This is a genomic window from Streptomyces reniochalinae (assembly GCF_003323735.1).
In the GTDB taxonomy this organism is placed as follows: domain Bacteria; phylum Actinomycetota; class Actinomycetes; order Streptomycetales; family Streptomycetaceae; genus Streptomyces; species Streptomyces reniochalinae.
In genome coordinates this window covers 20,840-39,786 of record NZ_QOIM01000032.1, presented here as the reverse complement: position 1 = coordinate 39,786, position 18,947 = coordinate 20,840, and the positions used below count along the sequence as shown (strand labels likewise).

17 protein-coding genes, 2 pseudogenes and 2 riboswitches are annotated in these 18,947 nt (G+C 70.9%); of the genes and pseudogenes, 8 read left to right on the top strand and 11 right to left on the bottom strand.

Annotated features, from left to right (window positions below):
• Positions 1–62 precede the first annotated feature (62 nt).
• The 7 genes from DQ392_RS12395 (at position 63) to DQ392_RS12365 (ending at position 6,489) form a co-directional block, all read left to right on the top strand.
• The gene (locus DQ392_RS12395) at positions 63–1,436 is read left to right on the top strand and encodes a bifunctional 3,4-dihydroxy-2-butanone-4-phosphate synthase/GTP cyclohydrolase II (RefSeq protein WP_114015625.1); all 1,374 of its coding nucleotides are present in this window, start codon (positions 63–65) and stop codon (positions 1,434–1,436) included.
• Between the two features lie 59 nt (positions 1,437–1,495).
• The gene (gene ribH, locus DQ392_RS12390; protein WP_114015624.1) at positions 1,496–1,981 is read left to right on the top strand and encodes a 6,7-dimethyl-8-ribityllumazine synthase; all 486 of its coding nucleotides are present in this window, start codon (positions 1,496–1,498) and stop codon (positions 1,979–1,981) included.
• A gap of 34 nt (positions 1,982–2,015) precedes the next feature.
• Positions 2,016–2,288 carry a phosphoribosyl-ATP diphosphatase gene (locus tag DQ392_RS12385; RefSeq protein WP_114015623.1) on the top strand — a complete coding sequence of 91 codons (273 nt, stop codon included), beginning with the start codon at positions 2,016–2,018 and terminating at the stop codon, positions 2,286–2,288.
• 78 nt (positions 2,289–2,366) lie between these two features.
• On the top strand, positions 2,367–3,218 hold the full coding sequence (gene hisG / locus DQ392_RS12380) for an ATP phosphoribosyltransferase (protein ID WP_114015622.1): 852 nt from the start codon (positions 2,367–2,369) through the stop codon (positions 3,216–3,218).
• 40 nt (positions 3,219–3,258) lie between these two features.
• Positions 3,259–3,738, top strand: a complete 480-nt coding sequence (locus DQ392_RS12375) for a PH domain-containing protein (protein ID WP_114015621.1) — start codon at positions 3,259–3,261, stop codon at positions 3,736–3,738.
• A gap of 178 nt (positions 3,739–3,916) precedes the next feature.
• A complete protein-coding gene (locus DQ392_RS12370) occupies positions 3,917–5,341 on the top strand; it encodes a hemolysin family protein (protein WP_114015804.1) in 1,425 nt (474 codons plus the stop codon).
• On the top strand, positions 5,338–6,489 hold the full coding sequence (locus tag DQ392_RS12365; protein ID WP_114015620.1) for a hemolysin family protein: 1,152 nt from the start codon (positions 5,338–5,340) through the stop codon (positions 6,487–6,489). The genes DQ392_RS12370 and DQ392_RS12365 overlap by 4 nt, the downstream gene beginning before the upstream one ends.
• On the opposite strand, the gene DQ392_RS12360 is transcribed toward DQ392_RS12365, so the two are convergent.
• Positions 6,413–8,512: an AAA family ATPase gene (locus DQ392_RS12360; RefSeq protein WP_114015619.1), complete on the bottom strand. Its 2,100-nt coding sequence runs from the start codon at positions 8,510–8,512 to the stop codon at positions 6,413–6,415. The two genes, DQ392_RS12365 and DQ392_RS12360, sit on opposite strands and share 77 nt — an antisense overlap.
• Before the next feature lie 377 nt (positions 8,513–8,889).
• A complete protein-coding gene (locus DQ392_RS12355; protein ID WP_114015618.1) occupies positions 8,890–9,531 on the bottom strand; it encodes a uridine kinase family protein in 642 nt (213 codons plus the stop codon).
• A gap of 390 nt (positions 9,532–9,921) precedes the next feature.
• Here DQ392_RS12355 and DQ392_RS35185 point away from each other — a divergent pair, with 390 nt between their 5' ends.
• A complete protein-coding gene (locus DQ392_RS35185; protein WP_114015617.1) occupies positions 9,922–11,331 on the top strand; it encodes a peptidase C39 family protein in 1,410 nt (469 codons plus the stop codon).
• 78 nt (positions 11,332–11,409) lie between these two features.
• Here the strand turns inward: DQ392_RS35185 and DQ392_RS36185 are convergent.
• From DQ392_RS36185 to DQ392_RS12300, 9 genes and pseudogenes are all read right to left on the bottom strand, one after another.
• A pseudogene (locus DQ392_RS36185) lies at positions 11,410–12,252 on the bottom strand (tyrosine-type recombinase/integrase); the annotation flags it as partial.
• Positions 12,227–12,772 (bottom strand): hypothetical protein, encoded by a 546-nt coding sequence (locus DQ392_RS12340; protein ID WP_114015615.1) that lies wholly within the window; start codon positions 12,770–12,772, stop codon positions 12,227–12,229. The gene DQ392_RS12340 and the pseudogene DQ392_RS36185, both read right to left, overlap by 26 nt.
• Positions 12,769–13,053, bottom strand: a complete 285-nt coding sequence (locus DQ392_RS12335; RefSeq protein ID WP_114015614.1) for a DUF211 domain-containing protein — start codon at positions 13,051–13,053, stop codon at positions 12,769–12,771. The genes DQ392_RS12340 and DQ392_RS12335 overlap by 4 nt, the downstream gene beginning before the upstream one ends.
• Positions 13,054–13,195: 142 nt before the next feature.
• Positions 13,196–13,390, bottom strand: coding sequence for a hypothetical protein (locus tag DQ392_RS12330; protein ID WP_181856398.1), 195 nt, complete (start codon positions 13,388–13,390; stop codon positions 13,196–13,198).
• 472 nt (positions 13,391–13,862) lie between these two features.
• Positions 13,863–15,191 carry a PP2C family protein-serine/threonine phosphatase gene (locus tag DQ392_RS12320; RefSeq protein ID WP_181856397.1) on the bottom strand — a complete coding sequence of 443 codons (1,329 nt, stop codon included), beginning with the start codon at positions 15,189–15,191 and terminating at the stop codon, positions 13,863–13,865.
• Between the two features lie 101 nt (positions 15,192–15,292).
• The gene (locus tag DQ392_RS12315) at positions 15,293–15,757 is read right to left on the bottom strand and encodes an inorganic diphosphatase (protein WP_181856396.1); all 465 of its coding nucleotides are present in this window, start codon (positions 15,755–15,757) and stop codon (positions 15,293–15,295) included.
• Between the two features lie 44 nt (positions 15,758–15,801).
• Positions 15,802–15,866, bottom strand: a riboswitch (Fluoride riboswitch).
• A 112-nt stretch (positions 15,867–15,978) separates the two neighbouring features.
• Positions 15,979–17,244, bottom strand: coding sequence for a phosphopyruvate hydratase (gene eno, locus DQ392_RS12310; protein ID WP_114015610.1), 1,266 nt, complete (start codon positions 17,242–17,244; stop codon positions 15,979–15,981).
• Positions 17,245–17,427: 183 nt separating this feature from the next.
• A pseudogene (locus tag DQ392_RS12305) lies at positions 17,428–18,038 on the bottom strand (2,3-bisphosphoglycerate-dependent phosphoglycerate mutase); the annotation flags it as partial.
• Positions 18,035–18,523, bottom strand: a complete 489-nt coding sequence (locus DQ392_RS12300; RefSeq protein ID WP_114015609.1) for an inorganic diphosphatase — start codon at positions 18,521–18,523, stop codon at positions 18,035–18,037. The gene DQ392_RS12300 and the pseudogene DQ392_RS12305, both read right to left, overlap by 4 nt.
• Before the next feature lie 262 nt (positions 18,524–18,785).
• Positions 18,786–18,850: riboswitch (Fluoride riboswitch) on the bottom strand.
• Positions 18,851–18,947 lie beyond the last annotated feature (97 nt).

Below are 18,947 nucleotides of genomic sequence, written 5' to 3'. Positions count from 1 at the left end.
GGCGCCGCTCACAGGCCGGCGCACCGCAGGCCGGCGCCCTGCAAGGAAGAAGGAGCCCGCTGATGACCTCTCTCCCCCACCGGTACGACGCGCCGGGCCCCGCCGCGGGCGCGGTCCCGCAGCCCGGCCGGACGGCCGGGGAAGCCGGCGACGCGCACTTCGACCTCGTCCTCGACCCGGTCGAGGAGGCGGTGCGCGACATCGCGGAGGGCCGCCCCGTCGTGGTCGTGGACGACGAGAGCCGGGAGAACGAGGGCGACCTGGTGGTCGCCGCCGAGCTGATCACGCCCGAGATCGTCGCCTTCATGATGAGCGAGTGCCGGGGGCTGATCTGCACCCCGATGGAGGCCGCCGACCTCGACCGGCTGTCCCTGCCGCAGATGGTCGCCGAGAACACCGAGTCCATGGGCACCGCCTTCACCGTGTCCGTGGACGCGACCGGCGCGCACGGCGTCAGCACCGGGATCTCCGCGGCCGACCGCGCCGCCACGATCCGGCTGCTCGCCGCCGCCGAGGCCACCGCCGAGGACTTCGTGCGGCCCGGGCACGCCTTCCCGCTGCGGGCCAGGCCGGGCGGTGTGCTGGCGCGGACCGGGCACACCGAGGCGGGCGTCGACCTGGCCAGGCTCGCGGGGCTGCGGCCCGCCGCGGCCATCGTCGAGATCGCGGGCGAGGACGGCGCCATGCTGCGGCTGCCCGAGCTGGTGCCGTTCGCGCGCAAGCACGGTCTGCGGATCATCTCCATCGAGGACCTGGCCGCCTACCGGCGCAGCGCCGAGCCGACGGTGCGCCGCGAGGCCGCCACCCGGCTGCCCACCCGGCACGGAGAGTTCCGCGCCTACGGCTACCGCTCCACCGTCGACGGGGTCGAGCACATCGCACTGGTGACCGGCGACATCGCGGGGCCCGACGCGTCCGGCGGCGCCGTCGGTGGTGAGGACGTGCTCGTGCGGGTGCACTCCGAGTGCCTGACCGGGGACGTCTTCGGCTCCCAGCGCTGCGACTGCGGACCCCAGCTGGAGACCTCACTCGAACGTGTCCAGGAGGAGGGCCGCGGCATCGTGCTCTACCTGCGGGGCCACGAGGGGCGGGGCATCGGGCTGCTGTCCAAGCTGCGCGCCTACGAGCTCCAGGAGCACGGCCGCGACACCCTCGACGCCAACCTCGAACTCGGCCTCCCCGCGGACGCGCGCGACTACGCCGCGGCCGCGCAGATCCTCACCGACCTGGGCGTGCGGTCGCTGCGGCTGCTGACGAACAACCCCGACAAGACCGCGGCCCTGCTCAGCCACGGGCTCCGGGTCACGGGACGGGAGCCGATGCCCGTGCAGGCGGGCGAGCACAACCTGCGCTACCTGCGGACCAAGCGCGACCGCATGGGCCACGACCTGCCCTGGCTGGACGCGGACCGCACCTCCCCCTGCGGCACGCAGTAGCGGCCGCGCGGTACCGGACGAGACCATCCACAGCACACCAGACACCTGCGAGGAGCACCGTGAGCGGCAAGGGCGCACCCGAACTGACCGTCAAGAACTGCCAGGACCTGCGGGTGGCCGTGGTGGCGGCGCAGTGGCACCAGCAGGTGATGGACGGCCTCGTCGACGGCGCGCTGCGGGCGCTGGGCGAGCTGGGCATCGACGAGCCCACCGTGCTGCGCGTCCCCGGCAGCTTCGAGCTGCCCGTCGTCGCCAAGGTTCTCGCCGACCGCGGCTACGACGCGATCGTCGCGCTCGGTGTCGTCATCCGCGGCGGCACCCCGCACTTCGACTACGTCTGCCAGGGGGTCACCCAGGGCCTCACCGACGTGGCCGTGCGCAGCGGCGTCCCCATCGGCTTCGGCGTGCTGACCTGCGACGACGACGAACAGGCCCTCGCCCGCGCCGGTCTGCCGCACTCCAGCGAGGACAAGGGCCACGAGGCGGTCACCGCCGCCGTGGCGACGGCCACGACCCTCAGGACGGTGGCCGAACCCTGGCGCTGAGCGGCCGCCGGGACCGCGTAGGGTGGCAGACACCATGGCGAACAAGACATTCGAGCAGCTCTTCACCGAGTTGCAGCACAAGGCCGCCCACGGCGACCCCGCGACCTCCCGCACCGCCGAGCTCGCCGCCGCGGGCGTGCACGCCATCGGCAAGAAGGTCGTGGAGGAGGCCGCCGAGGTCTGGATGGCCGCCGAGTACGAGAGCGACGCGCGTACGGCGGAGGAGATCTCGCAGCTCCTCTACCATCTCCAGGTGCTCATGGCCGCCAAGGGCATCGCCCTCGACGACGTATACGCTCACCTCTGAGCCCGGCTGCGTTCTCGCGCCCCGGCATTCTCGCGGCCCCCGCAAACCACCACACCACCCACCGAAGGAAGCCCTCCCATGCTGCGCATCGCCGTCCCCAACAAGGGTTCCCTCTCCGGCCCTGCGGGGGAGATGCTGCATGAGGCCGGCTACCAGCAGCGCAAGGCCTCCAAGGAACTCGTCCTGGTGGACCCGGAGAACGAGGTCGAGTTCTTCTACCTGCGCCCCCGCGACATCGCCATCTACGTCAGCTCCGGACGCCTCGACATCGGCATTACGGGGCGCGACCTGCTGCTGGACTCGGGCGCGCGGGCCGAGGAGCTGCTGCCGCTCGGCTTCGCCCGCTCGACCTTCCGCTACGCGGCCAAGCCCGGCACGATCACCTCGCCCGACGACCTGCGGGGACTGACGGTCGCCACCTCCTACGAGGGCATCGTCGCCCGGCACCTGGCGGACAAGGGCATCGACGCCTCGGTCGTCCACCTCGACGGCGCCGTGGAGACGGCCATCGAGCTGGGTGTCGCCCAGGTGATCGCGGACGTGGTGGAGACGGGCACCTCGCTGCGCAACGCGGGCCTGGAGGTCGTCGGCGAGCCGATCTTGCAGTCCGAGGCCGTCGTGATCCGCAGGAGCGGAGGCGAGGAGCAGGAGAACCCCAAGGTGCAGCAGTTCCTGCGCCGCCTCCAGGGCGTCCTGGTGGCCCGCACCTACGTGATGATGGACTACGACATCCGCGCCGAGCACCTGGAGGAGGCCGTCGCGCTCACCCCGGGCCTCGAGTCGCCGACCATCTCGCCGCTGCACGACCAGGGCTGGGTCGCCGTCCGCTCCATGGTCCGCACCAGCGACGCGCAGCGGATCATGGACGACCTCTACGACCTGGGCGCCCGCGCGATCCTCACCACCGGCATCCACGCCTGTCGGCTGTGACACCCGCCCCTCCCCGACGACCCGGCACCGGAGCCTTGCCATGACCGACAGCGCCGAACTGCCCGCGCTCCCCGTCACGTTCCGGCCCACGCGTACCCGTGTGGTGCTCATGACGGCCGGTGTCGTCGTGTTCGTCGCCCTCACCGTCGTCGCACTGATGCTTGAGATGGGGGGCGGCGAGCGGGCCAGCTTCATCGTCACCGGTGCGCTCTTCCTCGCCGTACTGGCGCTGCTGAGCCGTCCACAGCTGACCGTCGACCCGCGGGGGGTCACCGTCGTCAACCTGACGACCAGGCGCCGCCTCGAATGGGCGCAGATCATCGCCGTACGGCTGCGTCCGGGTGACCCCTGGGTCTCGCTCGACCTGGCGGACGGCACCAGCCTCCCCGCCATGGGCATCCAGCCCGGCATCGCCAAGCGGCAGGCGCTGGCCCAGGCCCGCGCGCTGCGCGCCCTCGTCGACCAGGGCGGCCCGGAGGAGGGCTCGGCTGCGGACGCCGCGAGCCGAGCCGACCGCTGAACCCCGGCGCGCTGCCGCGCGTCTTCGCGGGGTGAGGGCCAGTGTTTACCCTGTTGCCCACCGGCATGAGCCGCCCCGCGCTCTGACGGCACCAGCGACCCGAGGAGTGACCACCTCACACGATGGACGGATCGTCCTGTAGTACGTGCGCCGCGTCCCGTGCACCGGGGGGCGCGGCATGACCCTCCCGCTACTGCTGCTCGGCGTGGCGTTCGCGCTCATCCTCGCCAACGGCTTCTTCGTCGCGGCGGAGTTCGGGCTCGTCACCGTCGAGAAACCCGAGGCCGAGCGCGCCGCCGCGCAGGGCGACCGCAAGGCCCGCACCGTCGTCCGCGCCCTGCGTGAACTGTCCTTCCAGCTCTCCGGCACCCAACTCGGCATCACCCTCACCTCTCTGGTCACCGGCATGCTCGCCGAGCCGGCGCTCGCCCGGCTGCTGGGCGGACCGCTGGCCGCCACCGGTCTGCCCGAGGGCGCGGTCGGCGGCGTCGCCGTCGTCCTCGGCATGCTGATCGCCTCCGCCGTGCAGATGGTGGTGGGCGAACTGGTCCCCAAGAACTGGGCGGTCTCCAGGCCGCTGGCCGTCGCCCGGTTCGTGGCGGGACCGCAGGGCCTCTTCTCCCGGCTGTTCCGGCCGGTGATCGCGCTGCTCAACGCGGCCGCCAACCGCATGGTGCGGCTCTTCGGCGTGCAGCCGGCCGAGGAGCTGGACTCGGCGCGCACCCCGGGAGAACTCGTCTCACTGGCCCACCACTCGGCCCGCGCCGGAGCGCTGGAGCAGGACACCGCCGACCTGTTCGTGCGCACCCTCGCGCTGGGCGAGTTGACGGCGCAGCACGTGATGACGCCGCGCGTACGGGTCAGCGCCTTGCAGGCACGGGCGACCGCCGAGGACGTCCTCAACCTCACCCGCGCCACCGGGCTCTCCCGCTTCCCCGTCTACCAGGACACCCTGGACGAGGTCACCGGCATGGTCCACCTCAAGGACGCGCTCGCCGTCCCCGCCCACCTGAGGCTGCACACCCCCGCGGCCCGCATCGCCGTCCCCGCGCTGCTGGTGCCCCGCACGCTGCCGGTGCGGCCCCTGCTCGCGCGGCTGCGCAGCGAGCAGCCCATCGCCGTCGCCGTCGACGAGTACGGCGGCACCGCGGGCGTGGTCACGCTCGAGGACATCGTCGAGGAGATCGTCGGCGAGGTGCGCGACGAGCACGACGGGCAGCTCTACGACGAACTGCCCGAACTCGCCCCGGCGTCGCCCGGCGCCGACGGCCGCCCTGCCTGGGAGGCCGACGGCGGCTGCCGGGTGGGGGAGCTGCGCCGCATCGGCCTGGAGGTGCCCGAAGGCCCGTACGAGACGGTGGCGGGACTCGTCGCCGACCTGCTGGGCCGCATCCCGGCACGCGGGGACACGGCGCACCTTCGGGTGTCCGCCGCAGGGTCCGGCTCTCCCGGCGACGGCTCGCGGGGCGCGGCCGGGGAGTGGCAGCTGCTGGTGCGGCACGTCGCCCACCACCGTGCCGAACGCGTCCGCGTCACCGCCCCGGCACACCAGCGCGGCGAGACGGCCCGCCGGGCGCACTCCGGTGAGGTGGCCGCCCGATGAGCTTCCTGCAACTCGTCTTCGCCGCGCTGCTGGTGCTCGCCAACGGCTTCTTCGTCGGCGCCGAGTTCGCCCTCGTCTCCGTACGCCGCAGCCAGATCGAACCCCTCGCCGCCGAGGGCTCCGTGCGCGCCCGGCGGGTGCTGCGCGGTCTGGAGGCGCTTCCGCGCATGATGGCCGCCGCGCAGTTCGGCATCACGGTGTGCTCGCTGACCCTGGGCGCCGTGGCCGAGCCCACCGTGGCACACCTGCTGGAGCCCGTGTTCCACACGCTGCGGCTGCCCGAGCCGCTGGTGCACCCCGCCGGATACGTGTGCGCGCTGGCCCTCGTGGTCTTCTTCCACCTGGTGGTCGGCGAGATGGTGCCCAAGAACCTCGCCATGGCCGACCCCGAGCGCGCCGCGCTGTGGCTGAGCCCGGCGCTGGTCGCCTTCGCCCGGGTGACCCGCCCGGTGACGCTGGCCCTGGGCTCGTGCGCCACCGTCGTCCTGCGGCTCTTCCGCGTCGAGCCCAAGGACGAGGTCGAGGCGGTCTTCACCAGCGAACAGCTCGGCCGCCTGGTGGCCGACTCGCGGCAGGCGGGGCTGCTGGAGGCGGAGGAGCAGGCCCGGCTCGCCGACGCGCTCCAGCTGGGCTCCAGGCCGCTGACCGACGTCCTGCTGGGCCGTACCGACCTGGTCACCGTCGGAACGGACGTCACCCCGCGCGAAGTGGAGGAGCTGACCGTGCGCACCGGCTACTCGCGCTTCCCCGTCCGCGCCGACGACGGCGCCTTCCTCGGCTACCTGCACGTCAAGGACGTGCTCGACCTGGAGGAGAGCGAGAGGCCCGTGCCGCGGCGGCTGTGGCGGCCCATGGCGACGCTGCGCGGGCACACGCCGCTGGACGACGCGCTCACCGCGATGCGGGCCGGCGCCTCGCACCTGGCGGCCGTCGCCGACGCCTCGGGCCGGGTGCTGGGCGTGGCGGCGCTGGAGGACGTGCTGGAAATGCTGGTCGGCGAGGTGCACGACCCCGCCCACACCGATACCGCGCTGCCCCCGGCGCGGCACGTGCAAGGGTGGGCGCCGGGGCTCAGACCGGCGGCTGCGGGCCGGGACGAGGCCCGTCAGGCCCCCGCCCCGACAGCACCTCCCCGTACGCCTGCATGAGGTCGGGAAGCCGCAGCGTCGCCAGATCGTCCCGCGTGGGGGTGCCCGCGTACCCGGACAGCCGCAGATCGCGGTAGGCGCAGCTCTTCTCGTACAGGGTGCGCAGGAAGCGGCCGTTGCCCAACTCGTCGATCCAGTCCTGGTCGACGACGTGGCCGCTGATGCTCCGCAGCTCCTCCAGCGCCTCCTCGTCCCACACGTCGCCGCCCTCGGCGGCCAGCACCTCGCCGATCGCCGTCAGCTCCAGCGGGCGGTAGCTGGGGAAGTCGACGCGGGTCGTGAAGCGCGACGAGAGCCCGGGGTTGGCCGCCAGCAGCCGGTCCATCCCCTCCGGATAGCCCGCCAGGATGACCACCAGCTGGTCGCGGTTGTCCTCGGCGCGCTTGAGCAGCACCTGGAGCGCCTCGTCACCGTAGGCGTCGCCCTTGGTGTAGCCGGAGTTGGACAGCGCGTAGGCCTCGTCGACGAACAGCACGCCGCCGAGCGCCGAGTCGATCAGCTCGTTCGCCTTGACGGCGGTCTGGCCCAGGTACTCGCCCACCAGGTCCGCGCGTTGGGCCTCCACCAGATGGTCGCCGCCCAGCAGACCCAGCGCGTAGAAGGCGCGGCCCAGTATGCGGGCCACCGTGGTCTTGCCCGTGCCCGAGGGGCCCGAGAAGACGAAGTGCCGCTTCGGCGGCTGCACCGGCAGGCCCTGCGACGCCCGCAGCCGCGCCATGTGCAACTGCGCCGAGAGCGCCCGCACCTGGCGCTTGACGGGCTCGAGACCCACCATGCGCTCCAGCTCGTCCAGCGCCTGCGCCAGCAGCACCGGGTCCGAGGGCCCGGCCGGCAGCCTGCCGTCCGCGCCCGCCCCCCACGCCGTGCGCTCCCGCAGGACGCCGGTGTCCACCCGGATGGGCTCGGCCGGGTCCCCGGAGTCCTCCAGCCGCAGCTCGTCGGCGCGCGGGTCCACCACGGGGTCGGCGGGCTCGGCCGCGTCCGCCTCGCCGGGGACGGCCCCCGCGGGTGTCTGCCCCGTGGGCACGGAGCCCGGCGCGCCGTCGACGAACGCGCCGTCGCAGCCGGTCGGCTCCAGCGCGGCGCCGTCGGCCGGGTCGGCGGTGCGGGCCGCCTCCCCGGTGGGCTCGCAGCCGGTGTCGTAGAACTCCAGCGCCGCGTCGACCGCCCCGCCGCCCGGGCCGAGCGCGCCGCCCGAGAGCACGGCCGCGGCCAGATCCTCCGCGGTGCCGCCCGCCCCGTCGCTCTCGGCGATGGTCGTCAGGCGTGCCGCGGTGTCCATGAACGCGGGATCGATGCGGTGCACGGCCCGGTACAGGGGCAGCGCGGCCGCGCTGCGCCCGGTGCCCTCGCGGGCGCGCGCCAGCCAGTAGCGCAGCTCCTTGCGCTGCGGCTGTTCGCTCCGGCAGCGCATCAAGGCGGCCGCCAGCAGCGGCTCGGCCTGCCCGTACATCTCCAGCCTGACCCGCGCCATCCCGGCGAACAGACCGGCCTCGATGCCCAGCAGCGCGTCGTCCACCAGCGGCTCGGTGTGGGCGACCAGCCCCTCCCAGTCCTTGGCCAGGTAGGCGCGGCAGGCGTGCAGGAAACGCACCTGGGGGTCGGCGTCGACGGGCGGGCAGCCGGCCAGCGCGCGGTCGAGCTCCGCGACGTGCCGGCCGTCGAGCCAGTGGGAGGCGTGGGCCAGCAGCAGATCTCGCTCGTACTCCAGCACCGGCTGCACCCACCAGCCCAGCCAGTACCAGGAGTTGAGGGTGCGGCCGTGGCGGTGGCGCTGCTCGCCGAAGCGGTCGCGGTGGTGGTACATCCGCAGCAGCGCTGTGGCGGTGTCGGCCCGCAGTGCGTGCAGTCCGAGCCAGGCATCCGCCATCCCGGGGTCGAGCCGCACCGCGGTGCGGAACTCCTCCTCGGCCTGCGCGTAGCCGCCGACGGTGTAGGCGTCCACCCCGCGAAGCCACGCGAGTTCGGCCGGGGCGTGCAGGCCCTGGGGGTCCTGCGTGCCGAAGTTCCTCACGTCCCCCACGAAACGTCCCCCGTCATCTGCCGGTTATCACCCGGGGTTCCCGCGCTGTTTCGCATCGTACCCGCGCGGGGGGGGCACCGTCGAAGGGTGGTGTACGGGCTGAGTGGCACGTTGGCCAGGGGAACGCGGCCGTCCGGGCCGGCGCCGCGGGGCCGACCGGTGCGAAGGTTTGCGCAAGGCCGCTACGAAGCGTGAGGTAAATGCGCTGTACTGCTTCCGCTTGAGCGTTTCCGAGCAGAACGAAGCCCCCGGTCACGGGGGAACAACCGGGGGCTTCGCGTCCGCAGACGGCCTGCGTAGACCGCCTGTTGGAAAAGTAATCGGTTCGAGGCGCACGGGTCAAGCCGCGCGGTTGCACTCAGTGCCGCGGATCGCTGTCAACTGCCCTGAGATATACGGAGGGTCATATTCACCGGAGAGACCGGAGCCTCTCCGGTGCGCCCGCACACCTCGTACCACCCCTGACTCTCGCGACGCTCCCGCACCAGGTAGTCCGCGAACGGCCGGGACGGGTCGGCGGCGAAGTGCGCACGCTCCGCCGGGATCCAGCGGTCCCAGAACCCCCGCTGGGCGGGACCGTCCCGCTCCTGGCCGCGCCGCCAGGCCACCCCGGGCGGCATGTCCATCCACAGCAGGCAGGCCAGCGAGGGCCGCAGCGCCGCCCGCCCCGCACCCACGCCCTCGACGAGGACGACCGGAGCGGGCGGGAGCACCGCCTGCGTGGTGCGGGCCCCGGCCACCCAGTCGTAGACGCCGTAGCGTGCGCTGCGGCCACGCTCCAGCGGGCGCAGCACCTGGGTGGTGAGCCGCTCCGTCCAGTCGAAGAGCGCCTCGTGGCAGGCCACGTCGTCCAGGTGCAGGACCGGAGCGCCCCCCAGCAGCGCCGCGAGGCGCCGCGCGCAGGTCGTCTTTCCCGAACCCGCGTGCCCGTCCACACCCACCAGCCGCACGGGGCCGCAGGAGGCCGGCAGAGCGGAAAGGTGGGGGGCGAGCGCTTCGAGGGTGCGGGGAGCGGGCATTTCTCCAGCGTACGCGGCGTCTCGCGCGGCGCCTCGCGCGCGCCTCGCTCGGATGTGCGGCACCGGCGCCGGCCGCCGCGGGGCCTCTCCGAGCCGGGCCTCTCCGCGCACCCCTTCGATCCGCTACCGGCTCTGTTCGGCTGTCCGATCCGCCACCCGCTCCGTACGGCTGTCCGGCCCACCACCGGGCCTCCGCCCGAGCGGTCGCCCCGGTTCCGCGGCGCCGGCTCGCCACTGGCCGGGCCAATGGTGACGGCGTGCCGAAAGGGCGAAGCTCTGGCACGGGCCCTCCCGAGCCGTAATAGTGGGCTGTCCGCGGACGCCCGCGCACCTGGGAGAACACCGCGCCGGACCATCGACTGACCGACCCACCGACTGGGGGCACCCCGCATGACCAGCGAAACCACCAACCGCCGCACAGTTCTGGCCGCCGCCGTCGCCGTGGCGGCATCGGCCGTCGCGACCCCCGCAGCCCTGGCGGCCGACAGCCGGTCGGGTGGCGCCACCACGACGCCCGGTGGATCGGACAAGCGCAGGCCGGGCAGGCCGGGGAAGGCAGGAAACGTGGAACTGCACACCTGGTCCTCGCGCCGGGACTGGGACGCGGGACGGGCCAAGGGCACCGAGGCGCGGTCAGGGCACCGCCCCGGCATCGTCCTGGCCACCCCCGCGGGACGCACCGACTACACCGACCCGCACACCAAGAAGACGGCCACCTGGGAGTACGCCACCTGGACCTCGCCCCGCCACACCTGCGCCGTGCCCGCCGGCGAACTCGTCGCCTCCTGGAACGCGCACACCCCCGAGGGCACCTGGATCAGAACGGAGGTACGCGGCACCTACTCGGACGGCACGGACACGCCCTGGTACACGATGGGTGTGTGGACCTCCGGCGACGGTGACGACGTGCCGCGCCGCACCTCCGTCGACGGCCAGAGCGACGGCAAGAGCACCGTCTACACCGACACCTTCTCCATCGACGACCTGGGCAGCGGACTGCGCCTCGCCTCCTACCGGCTGCGCGTGACCCTCTACCGCGCTCCCGGTTCCGACACCACCCCGACCGTGTGGCGGGTCGGCGCTATGTGCTCGGACGTGCCCGAGCGCTTCGAGGTCCCCGCCTCCGAGCCCGGCCTGGGCCGGGCGGTCGAGCTGAAGGTGCCGCGCTACTCCCAGGAGATCCACAAGGGCCAGTACCCCGAGTACGACAACGGGGGAGAGGCGTGGTGCAGTCCCACCTCCTCCCAGATGATCATCGAGTACTGGGGCCGCGAGCCCACCGCCGACGACCTGGCCTGGGTGAACCCGGACTACGCCGACCCCCAGGTCTGCCACGCCGCCCGGTACACCTTCGACTACCAGTACGAGGGCTGCGGCAACTGGCCGTTCAACGGCGCCTACGCGGCCACCTACCGGGACATGAACGCCGTCGTCACCCGCATGAGCTCCCTGAACGACGCCGAGGAGTTCGTCGCCGCGGGCATTCCGCTGATCACCTCGCAGTCCTTCATCGAGTCCGAACTCGACGGAGCGGGCTACGGGACGTCAGGACACCTGATGACCGTCATCGGTTTCACCGGGGACGGCGACGTCATCGCCAACGACCCCGCTTCCCCCGACAACCCCTCGGTCCGCCACGTCTACAAGCGGCGGCAGTGGGAGAACATCTGGCTGCGCACCAAGCGCAAGGACGCCGACGGCAAGGTCAAGAGCGGCACGGGTGGGGTCTGCTACGTCTACTGGCCCCTCGACCCGACGCCGGCTCAGCGCCGGGTCCTGCGCAAGCACGGGCTGGCCTGAGCCCGCAGGCAGGTGGTCCGCATACACGGCGGACACAACCTGACGGCAGCGCTCGCGACCATCCTGCGTCAGGTGCCCGTAGCGGTCGACCGTGACCTTGATCGAACGGTGTCCCAGCCAGCGGGAGACCTCGTGGATGGAGACGCCGTTCGTCAGGGTCACGGTGGCCCACTTGTGCCGCAGATCGTGCGGCGTGCACGGACGCATGCCTAGCCGCCTGATCGCCCGGTTCCACGATTTCCGCAGGAGATCCGGGTAGGGGATCGTCCCGGATTCGCTCAGGATTGGGAAGTAGGGGGCCAGAGAGAACGCGGGCTCAGGCAGAGGAACGTCGCGCCATTCACCTTCTTTACGGTGTTTGAGTGGCGCATACCGGGCGGCATATCGACCGCCTCGTGCGGTGCGCACGACTTGACGCCGCAACCGCAGCATGTCGGTGTCGAAATCCTGGCTTGACAGCCCCAGGGTCTCACCGATCCGCAGGCCGCAAGAGGCCATCATCCCAATAGCCGGCCCCAGTCGAGGTCCTATGGATTCGGCTATCGCCGAGACCTCTTCCAGGCTGGGCAGCGCACGCTCATCAACCGGCACGATGTGGTGTTCCGGCGCAAGAGCTTCCTTCGCCGGGTTAGTGGCTATGCGCTTGTGCCGCGCGGCACGCGTGAACGCAGAGGAGAGGGCGATACGCCTGGACTCGATGGTGTTGGGCTCGGCGCCCTGAGTACGCCACAGGTTGTACAGCCTCTCGATGTCGGCGGCCGTGACCTGCGAGAGCAGCTTCCGGCCCAGTTGCGGTAGGACGTGCAGCCGCCAGATACGTTCGTAGTTTTCCCAGGTTCCGTCGGACCCGCTGATGGTCTCCAGCCACTCCTGAACGAACGCGCGACGAACTCCCTCATGCGATGCGCAGCCGGATGCCAATCCAGGTCGTCGCTACCCCGCCGACCGCCATGGCCAGTGCCCAGATCGCGGGCTGCCCGGCGAGGAAGCGGGCGAGGGTGGCCCCGAGTACAGAAAGGGCGAGGATGGCCAGGGCGAGAACGATCCAGGATGGACCGGGGAACACGGCGCCGAGGGCGAGGGGGAGGGCGGCGCCCACGAAACTCGACACGCAGGCTGCCAGTGCTGCGGCGTAGGAACGCAGCAGCGCTAGGCGACCGAGGCGGGTGGCGGCCATCCGGCCGCTTTCGCTGAGACTCAGCTCGCGGGAGACGTGAACGAGATGGGCCCGGCGCTCAGCGTAGTCGGCGACCATCACGGTGAAGGCGGCGGTGACCAGGGCTGCGCCGCCGACCCGGCCCGCCAGGCCCCAGCCGACGGGTGTGCCGGACCCGGCGAGTGACCCGGCCGCCAGAGTCAGGGCGTTGAGCAGCCCGTCGGTCAGACCGAGTACGACAGGCAGCCGGACTCGTTGGATCGCCTCTCCGGGTGACGGCGTCATCGCTTGCGGGAGGTGTGGTTCAGTGTGTACGAGCCGGTCACGACCTCGTCGATGCTGTGGAGGACGGCTCCGACGTGCTCGATGGCGTGCTGGACGGTGTCAGGGTCCAGCGCTTCACCCTCGATGGTCACCACCGTTCCGATTGTCTCGATGTCGATTTCCGTCACCGTGACGTTGACTGCCTCCACCCCCGGGACGTTTTCGAGGGCCCTTGCGAGCTCAGGCAGGGACGGTTCGGATACGGCCATGTCGACGTCCAGTACCAGTCGTCTGATGGGCATGCACGTTTTCCTTTCCCCGGTTCTTGTAGGCGTTACGGGGTTTGCGGCGCCCGAACGGCCGCCGGGGGCCGGAGCCCGCCGTGCCCGTTCCTCACGGGGCGGTCAACTCATGAAGGGTCATCTTGCGCGGTGGTGAACCGGATCAGCTCGCCCCCTCGGGGGCGAGCGACTCCTTGCGGAACAGCTGCGCAAGGTCGTAGTAGGGCTTCAGCACGCGCGGCCCACGCCGCCCCTGGAGCCGCGCCTCGACCTTGGCGATCCACCCGGACAGCCCCGGCGACGTCACCAGCACCGTCACCGGCTGGAGTGTCTGCACCAGACAGCCGGGAAGGCTCATGGGCACGGCGTCCACTGCTGGGTCGGGCGGCGCGGGTTTCCGAAGCACGCGGGGAACCGGTGGTACGAGTCCCCCCGTTCCTCGTGAAAGCCGCGCGCCAGGTCGTACAGATGGGTCACGCACACGATCTGGACGCCGGAGTCCAGCAACGCCGCATGATCTGTCGGCCGATCTCGGAGCCCTCCCGCTCGTCGGTCGCGGCGAAGGACTCGTTGAAGAGGACGGCGCTGCTCGGGTGAGCAGGTCGGCGAGGTCACTCATCCGGGCCAGTTCCTCGTCCAGCTTGCCGCTGTCCATTTCGGTGTTCTCCTCACGCCGGAGGTGGGTGCAGAGACGGTCGCGGACCCCCGCGGCGAGGGAGGCGGAAGCGGTGAACATGCCGCAATGCCCCATGAGCAGCGCCAGGCCCACGCTGCGTAGGAAGGTGGACCGCCTTCGTTGACGCCGGTCACCATGACAGTGCGGTAACCATTCACGTATCGGCCGACGTACGGAAGGCGAGGAGGGCGATGTCATCCTGGTGGCCGTCGGCGAGACGTTCCAACAACGCGTCGCAGAACTCGTCCAGCGGTAGACCAGCCACGCTGGCGGCGTGCTGACGCAGGCGGGTCAGACCGCGGGAGATGTCCTCGCCGGGCCGTTCGATGAGGCCGTCGGTGTAGAACAGGAGCGTGGCGTCCGGCGGTAGTCGGGCCTGGGCGTCGTCACGGTCGATCGCCGAGTCCACCCCGAGAACCGGGGAAAGCCCCTCCTCCAGCAGCCGACTTCCTTCCGCGGGGCTGGTCAGCAGGGGCGGCGGATGGCCGGCGTTGGTCCAGTGCGCTGTCCAGGGGCCGTGAGCAGGCTTGTGTACCCGGGCGATGACGGCGGTGACCAACTCTGTTTCGCTGAGCCCTTGCATAACAGCGTCGAGACGGCGCATCACGCCCGAGGGGGCGTCCTCACTGTCGTATGCCAGCGCGCGCAACATGTTGCGGAGCTGGCCCATCCGGACCGCCGCCGTCAGGTCGTGCCCCACGACGTCTCCGATTGCCAGCACCGTCGAGCCGTCCCGCAGGCGGAAGGCGTCGTACCAGTCGCCGCCCACCTCCGCGCCCTCTCGGGCAGGTACGTAACGAGCGGCCAACTGGAGCTGTGCAAAGCCCGACAGTTCGGGCAGCAGTGAGCGCTGTAGCTGCTCGGCGGTGTCTTGTTGCAGGGCGTAGAGTCGTGCGTTTTCCAGAGTCAGCGCCGCCCGATGGGCCAGGTCACCAGCAAGGCCGGTGACCTCCTCGTCGAAGGGCTTGTCGGACGCGGAGCGTACGAGGCTGAGGGCCCCCAGCACTCCGCGGTGCACCTGAAGGGGAACGATGAGGACTGTGCCGGCGCCCAGCCTCCGGTAGAGGCGAAGCTGAGCGGTGTGAAGCGGATCGGGCTCGGCCGGCGGCGAGGGCTCCGTGGGGACCGTCACCGTCTGAGGCCCGCTGCCGCGCAACACTCTGGCCAGAGGCGTGGCCGAGTTGCCCGGCCCGGGCAGTCGTACGTGTGGCTGGAGTTGCGGCTCGTGGGCCGGTTCCTGGTGCGCCACGGCGGCTCGGCGCACCATGCCGTCTTCCACCAGGTCAACCATGCAGGCATCGGCCAGGTGCTGCACCACCAGTCGCGTCAGTCGGCCCAACGCTTTGTCGGGGTCAAGAACGCTGGTCAGAGCGAGGCCAACGTCCGACAGCAGGCGCAACCGCGCCCTCGCTTGTGCCAGCTCACGCTTCAGTTCCGAGTTTCCGTCCGAAGCCCCCACAGGATTTAGCCGCTCACCGTTCACGAGACTCCTATTTGTCAATCTGTGTGGGCATCCACTATCCGAAGCGGTGCCGTCACCGACGGCGCATAGAACGCAGCCGTCGCGAACCGCCGGGCGATACCTCAGTTGCCCTGCTGGTGCGCGTAGTTCTCTTTCGACTGACGGATCAGGGCGGACGCGTCCGGCTGGCCCCTGGTCTCCTGGACCTCCCAGGAACGATCGGGACCAAAATGCCGGAGTACAGACAGCGAAGTCCCGTCGTCCACGTGCCACCGACGGAGGTCCGCCAGCCCCGCGACGTCCGCGAACGACTGGGGCCCATGCTGTACACAGATCACCAGGTCCCCGGGACTACCGTCCACCGTCACGAGGACGCGTGCGACGGGCCGGGTCACCATCGAGCACCCGGGCAGCGCGGGCTCGTCGAGCAATACCAGGACGTCGACCGGCTCACCGTCCCCTTCGAGTGTGTCCTCTATGAAGCCCTGGCCCACGGCGCAGCCGGTGAGAAGCGGGTGGTCGGCGAAGGAGAGGGCGGGGGTGGCTTCCGTCCCTGTATGGAAAGGGGACCCTGCCGTCGCCTCCACCCCAGATCGTAAAGGTGTCCATGGTGACCTCCGGGGCGCGTCATCGTTCCACAGGAGCCATCTGCACCGGGCAGCGCAGTTCTCGGTGAGCCCCATCACCGTCGTGGCATCAACATTTCACCGTCGTGGCATCAGCATTCTTTCTCCCGCTTACAAGGTCGGCATCCCGGCGCTCCCGTGGATCTGCTAGCAGGGGCAGCTTCCCCTGCTAGCCCTCGGTCTCAGGCCAGACCGTAGGCGAGGTCGGGCCGGTCCTCGGAGATGTCGATGAGCCGGTTGTACTTGGCGACCCGCTCACCGCGCGCGGGCGCGCCCGACTTGAGCTGCCCGCAGCCCGTACCGACGGCCAGGTCGGCGATGAAGCTGTCAGGAGTCTCCCCGGAGCGGTGCGAGACCATCTGGGTGTAGCCGGCGTTCCGGCATAGCTGCATCGCTTCGAGGGTCTCGGACAACGTGCCGATCTGATTCACCTTGATCAGCGCGGAGTTGCCGATGCCGCTCCCGATCGCCTCGGAGATGATTCCGGGATTGGTGACAAAGATGTCGTCACCCATGACCTGCACCCGTTCCCCCAGACGGCTGGTCAGGCGGCCCCAGCCGTCCCAGTCATCTTCCGCGAGTCCGTCCTCGATGGACCAGATCGGGAAGCGGTCGACAAGTTCCTCGTAACGGTCGATGAGGGCTTCCGCGGTGAGTTTCTTTCCGGCCACGTGGTAAAGGCCTTCGCGGTAGAATTCGCTCGCCGCGGGGTCGATGGCAATCGCGATCCCCTCCGAACCCGCTGTGTGACCTGCCCCTTCGATGGCGGCCACCAGGTGTTCCAGTACTTGCTCTGGCCGGTCCAGGGCTGGGGCGAAGCCGCCCTCGTCGCCCAGCCCGGTGTCCAGGCCCGCCGCGGCCAGCCGCGCCTTGAGCCGACCGTAGACTTCGGCGGCTTCCCGGACCGCTTCGGGCAGGCTGGGAGCGCCGAGCGGAGCGATCATGAACTCCTGGAAGTCCACACCGTTGGCGGCGTGGGCACCGCCATTGAGCACGTTGAAGTGCGGCACAGGCAACCGAGCCTCGGTACCAGCTTGCCGAGCGATCCACTGCCACAAGGGCTCAGCCTCGGCGAGAGCGAAGGCACGGGCCGCCGCCATGGAGACCCCGGTGACCGCGTTGGCGCCCAATCGTTCCTTGTTCTCCGTGCCGTCCAGCTCTACCAGGATTGCGTCGAGCGCGGCCGAATGGGGGAAGGAGCGGCCGACCACCGCCTCGGCGATGGTGGTGTTGACGTGCTCGACAGCCTGACTCACTCCTTGGCCTCCGAACCGTTCGGGGTCGCCGTCGCGAAGCTCCCTGGCCTCCCGCGTTCCTGTGGAGGCCCCAGAGGGCACCCCCGCTACGGCACGGTGACCGTCCGGTGTCAGCAAGCTGACCTCCAGAGTGGGCCGGGCCCGGGAGTCCAGGATCTCGGTGGCGTGGAGACGGCTGATGCGCAGAGACATGGCAGTCCTTTCGAGAGTTCGGAGAAGCGTGGCATTTGAGGCCGGATCAGGAGCGACCCTCCGCAGCGACGGCGGCGGCAGCGGCACGGGCCCGTTTCGGGTCGAGGTAGCGGCCCCCGGGGGCACCGGGTGGAGTGCGTCGTCGAAGTCGTACCGCAGCGGCATACCGGCGGGGATGTTGATCTCTCCGACGTCGTCGTCGCGCACCTGGTCGATCACTGCCACCAGCGCGCGCAGCGCGTTGCCGTGGGCTACGACGGGAACCTCCTGACCCCCTGCTACCTGCGGAGCGATACGGTCCTGCCAGTACGGGGCGACGCGGCCCAGCACGTCGGCGCACGATTCGACCGGAGGGATCGTCCCCGGCGGTAGCCCGCCGTACCGGTCCTCCCCACGCAGCCGGGCCAGCTCCGGCGCGGGCAGTGGCTCCGGTTGACCGTGCAGGGACCGCCGCCAGTACCGGTACTGCTCCTCGCCCGCCTCCTCGAAGACGTCCTGCTTGCGGCGGCCAGCAGCGCCCCGCACTGACGTTCATTGAGCCGCCAGGTGCGGGCGACGGGGAGCCAGGAACGGTCCAGCACGTCAAGGACGACGTCGGCCGTGCGGATCGACCGCCCGAGTACTGAGGTGTGGGCCACCACCGGACCCGCCCCCGCCCCGCGCAACAGCTCCCCTGCCCCGCGAGCCCCTGCCACACCCGCGCCGGTCAGCGGAACATCCGAACAGCCGGTGAACCGGCTCTCGGCGTTGGCCGTGCTCTGCCCGTGGCGTAGCGGGAACAGAGTGCCGCTCACGCCCCGCCGCCTTCGACTCGGGCGAAGGCGGCGACGATCTCCGCCTCGGCCTCCGTCCGCCCGACCCAGTGTGAGACTTCCACCGACTTGCCAGTCTCCAGGTCCTTGTACACCGTGAAGAAGTGGGCGATTTCCTGCTGGGTGAAACGATCGACGTCGTCGATGTCCCGCACACCGGCATAGCGAGGGTCCCCGTCGGGCACGCACAGTACCTTCTCATCGGGCCCCTTCTCATCGCTCATCACCAGCATCCCCACCGGCCGGCACGCCACCGCGCATCCGGGGAAGGTCGCTTCGGCTGCCAGCAGCAGAGCGTCAAGCGGGTCCCCGTCCCGTCCCAAGGTGCCTTCGATGAAACCGTAGTCCGTCGGATAACCCACTCGGGTGAACAACAATCGATCCAGTCGGATCCGATTGGTTGTGTGGTCCATCTCGTACTTGTTCCTCGATCCACGGGGAATCTCGATTACCACGTCAACGGACATCGCTTCTCCTTGCACAAGGGGGTGCTGTGTCTTCGGTGAGGTTTCCAATCGGCAGGCGGAAGTCATCGCATGACGCAGAGCGGGGAACCCGCTCCATGCCAGCGGGCGTACAGGCGGCCGCGGAGCTCAAGCAGGCGCAGCGCATGTGATGCACGCGTAGGCAGGACTCCGGCCGACGAGCGTCTGCGATGGCGTCGGCACGGTGGCGACGCACTCGTCACGGAAGAGTGGGGACGAGGCATACCGGCTCCCTGGTCAGTTCGCATGGCCAGGGACCGTCAGCGGCTTACACCGCGGTTGAAGGTGAGCCCCATCACCTACGATCAATCCTTTACCCGTCGAGCCTGGTTCCATGTGTGGCAAATGGAGCCGGTGCTCGTGCGATCACCGGCGCGCACCGACGGACGATGCGAGCTGGCAGCAG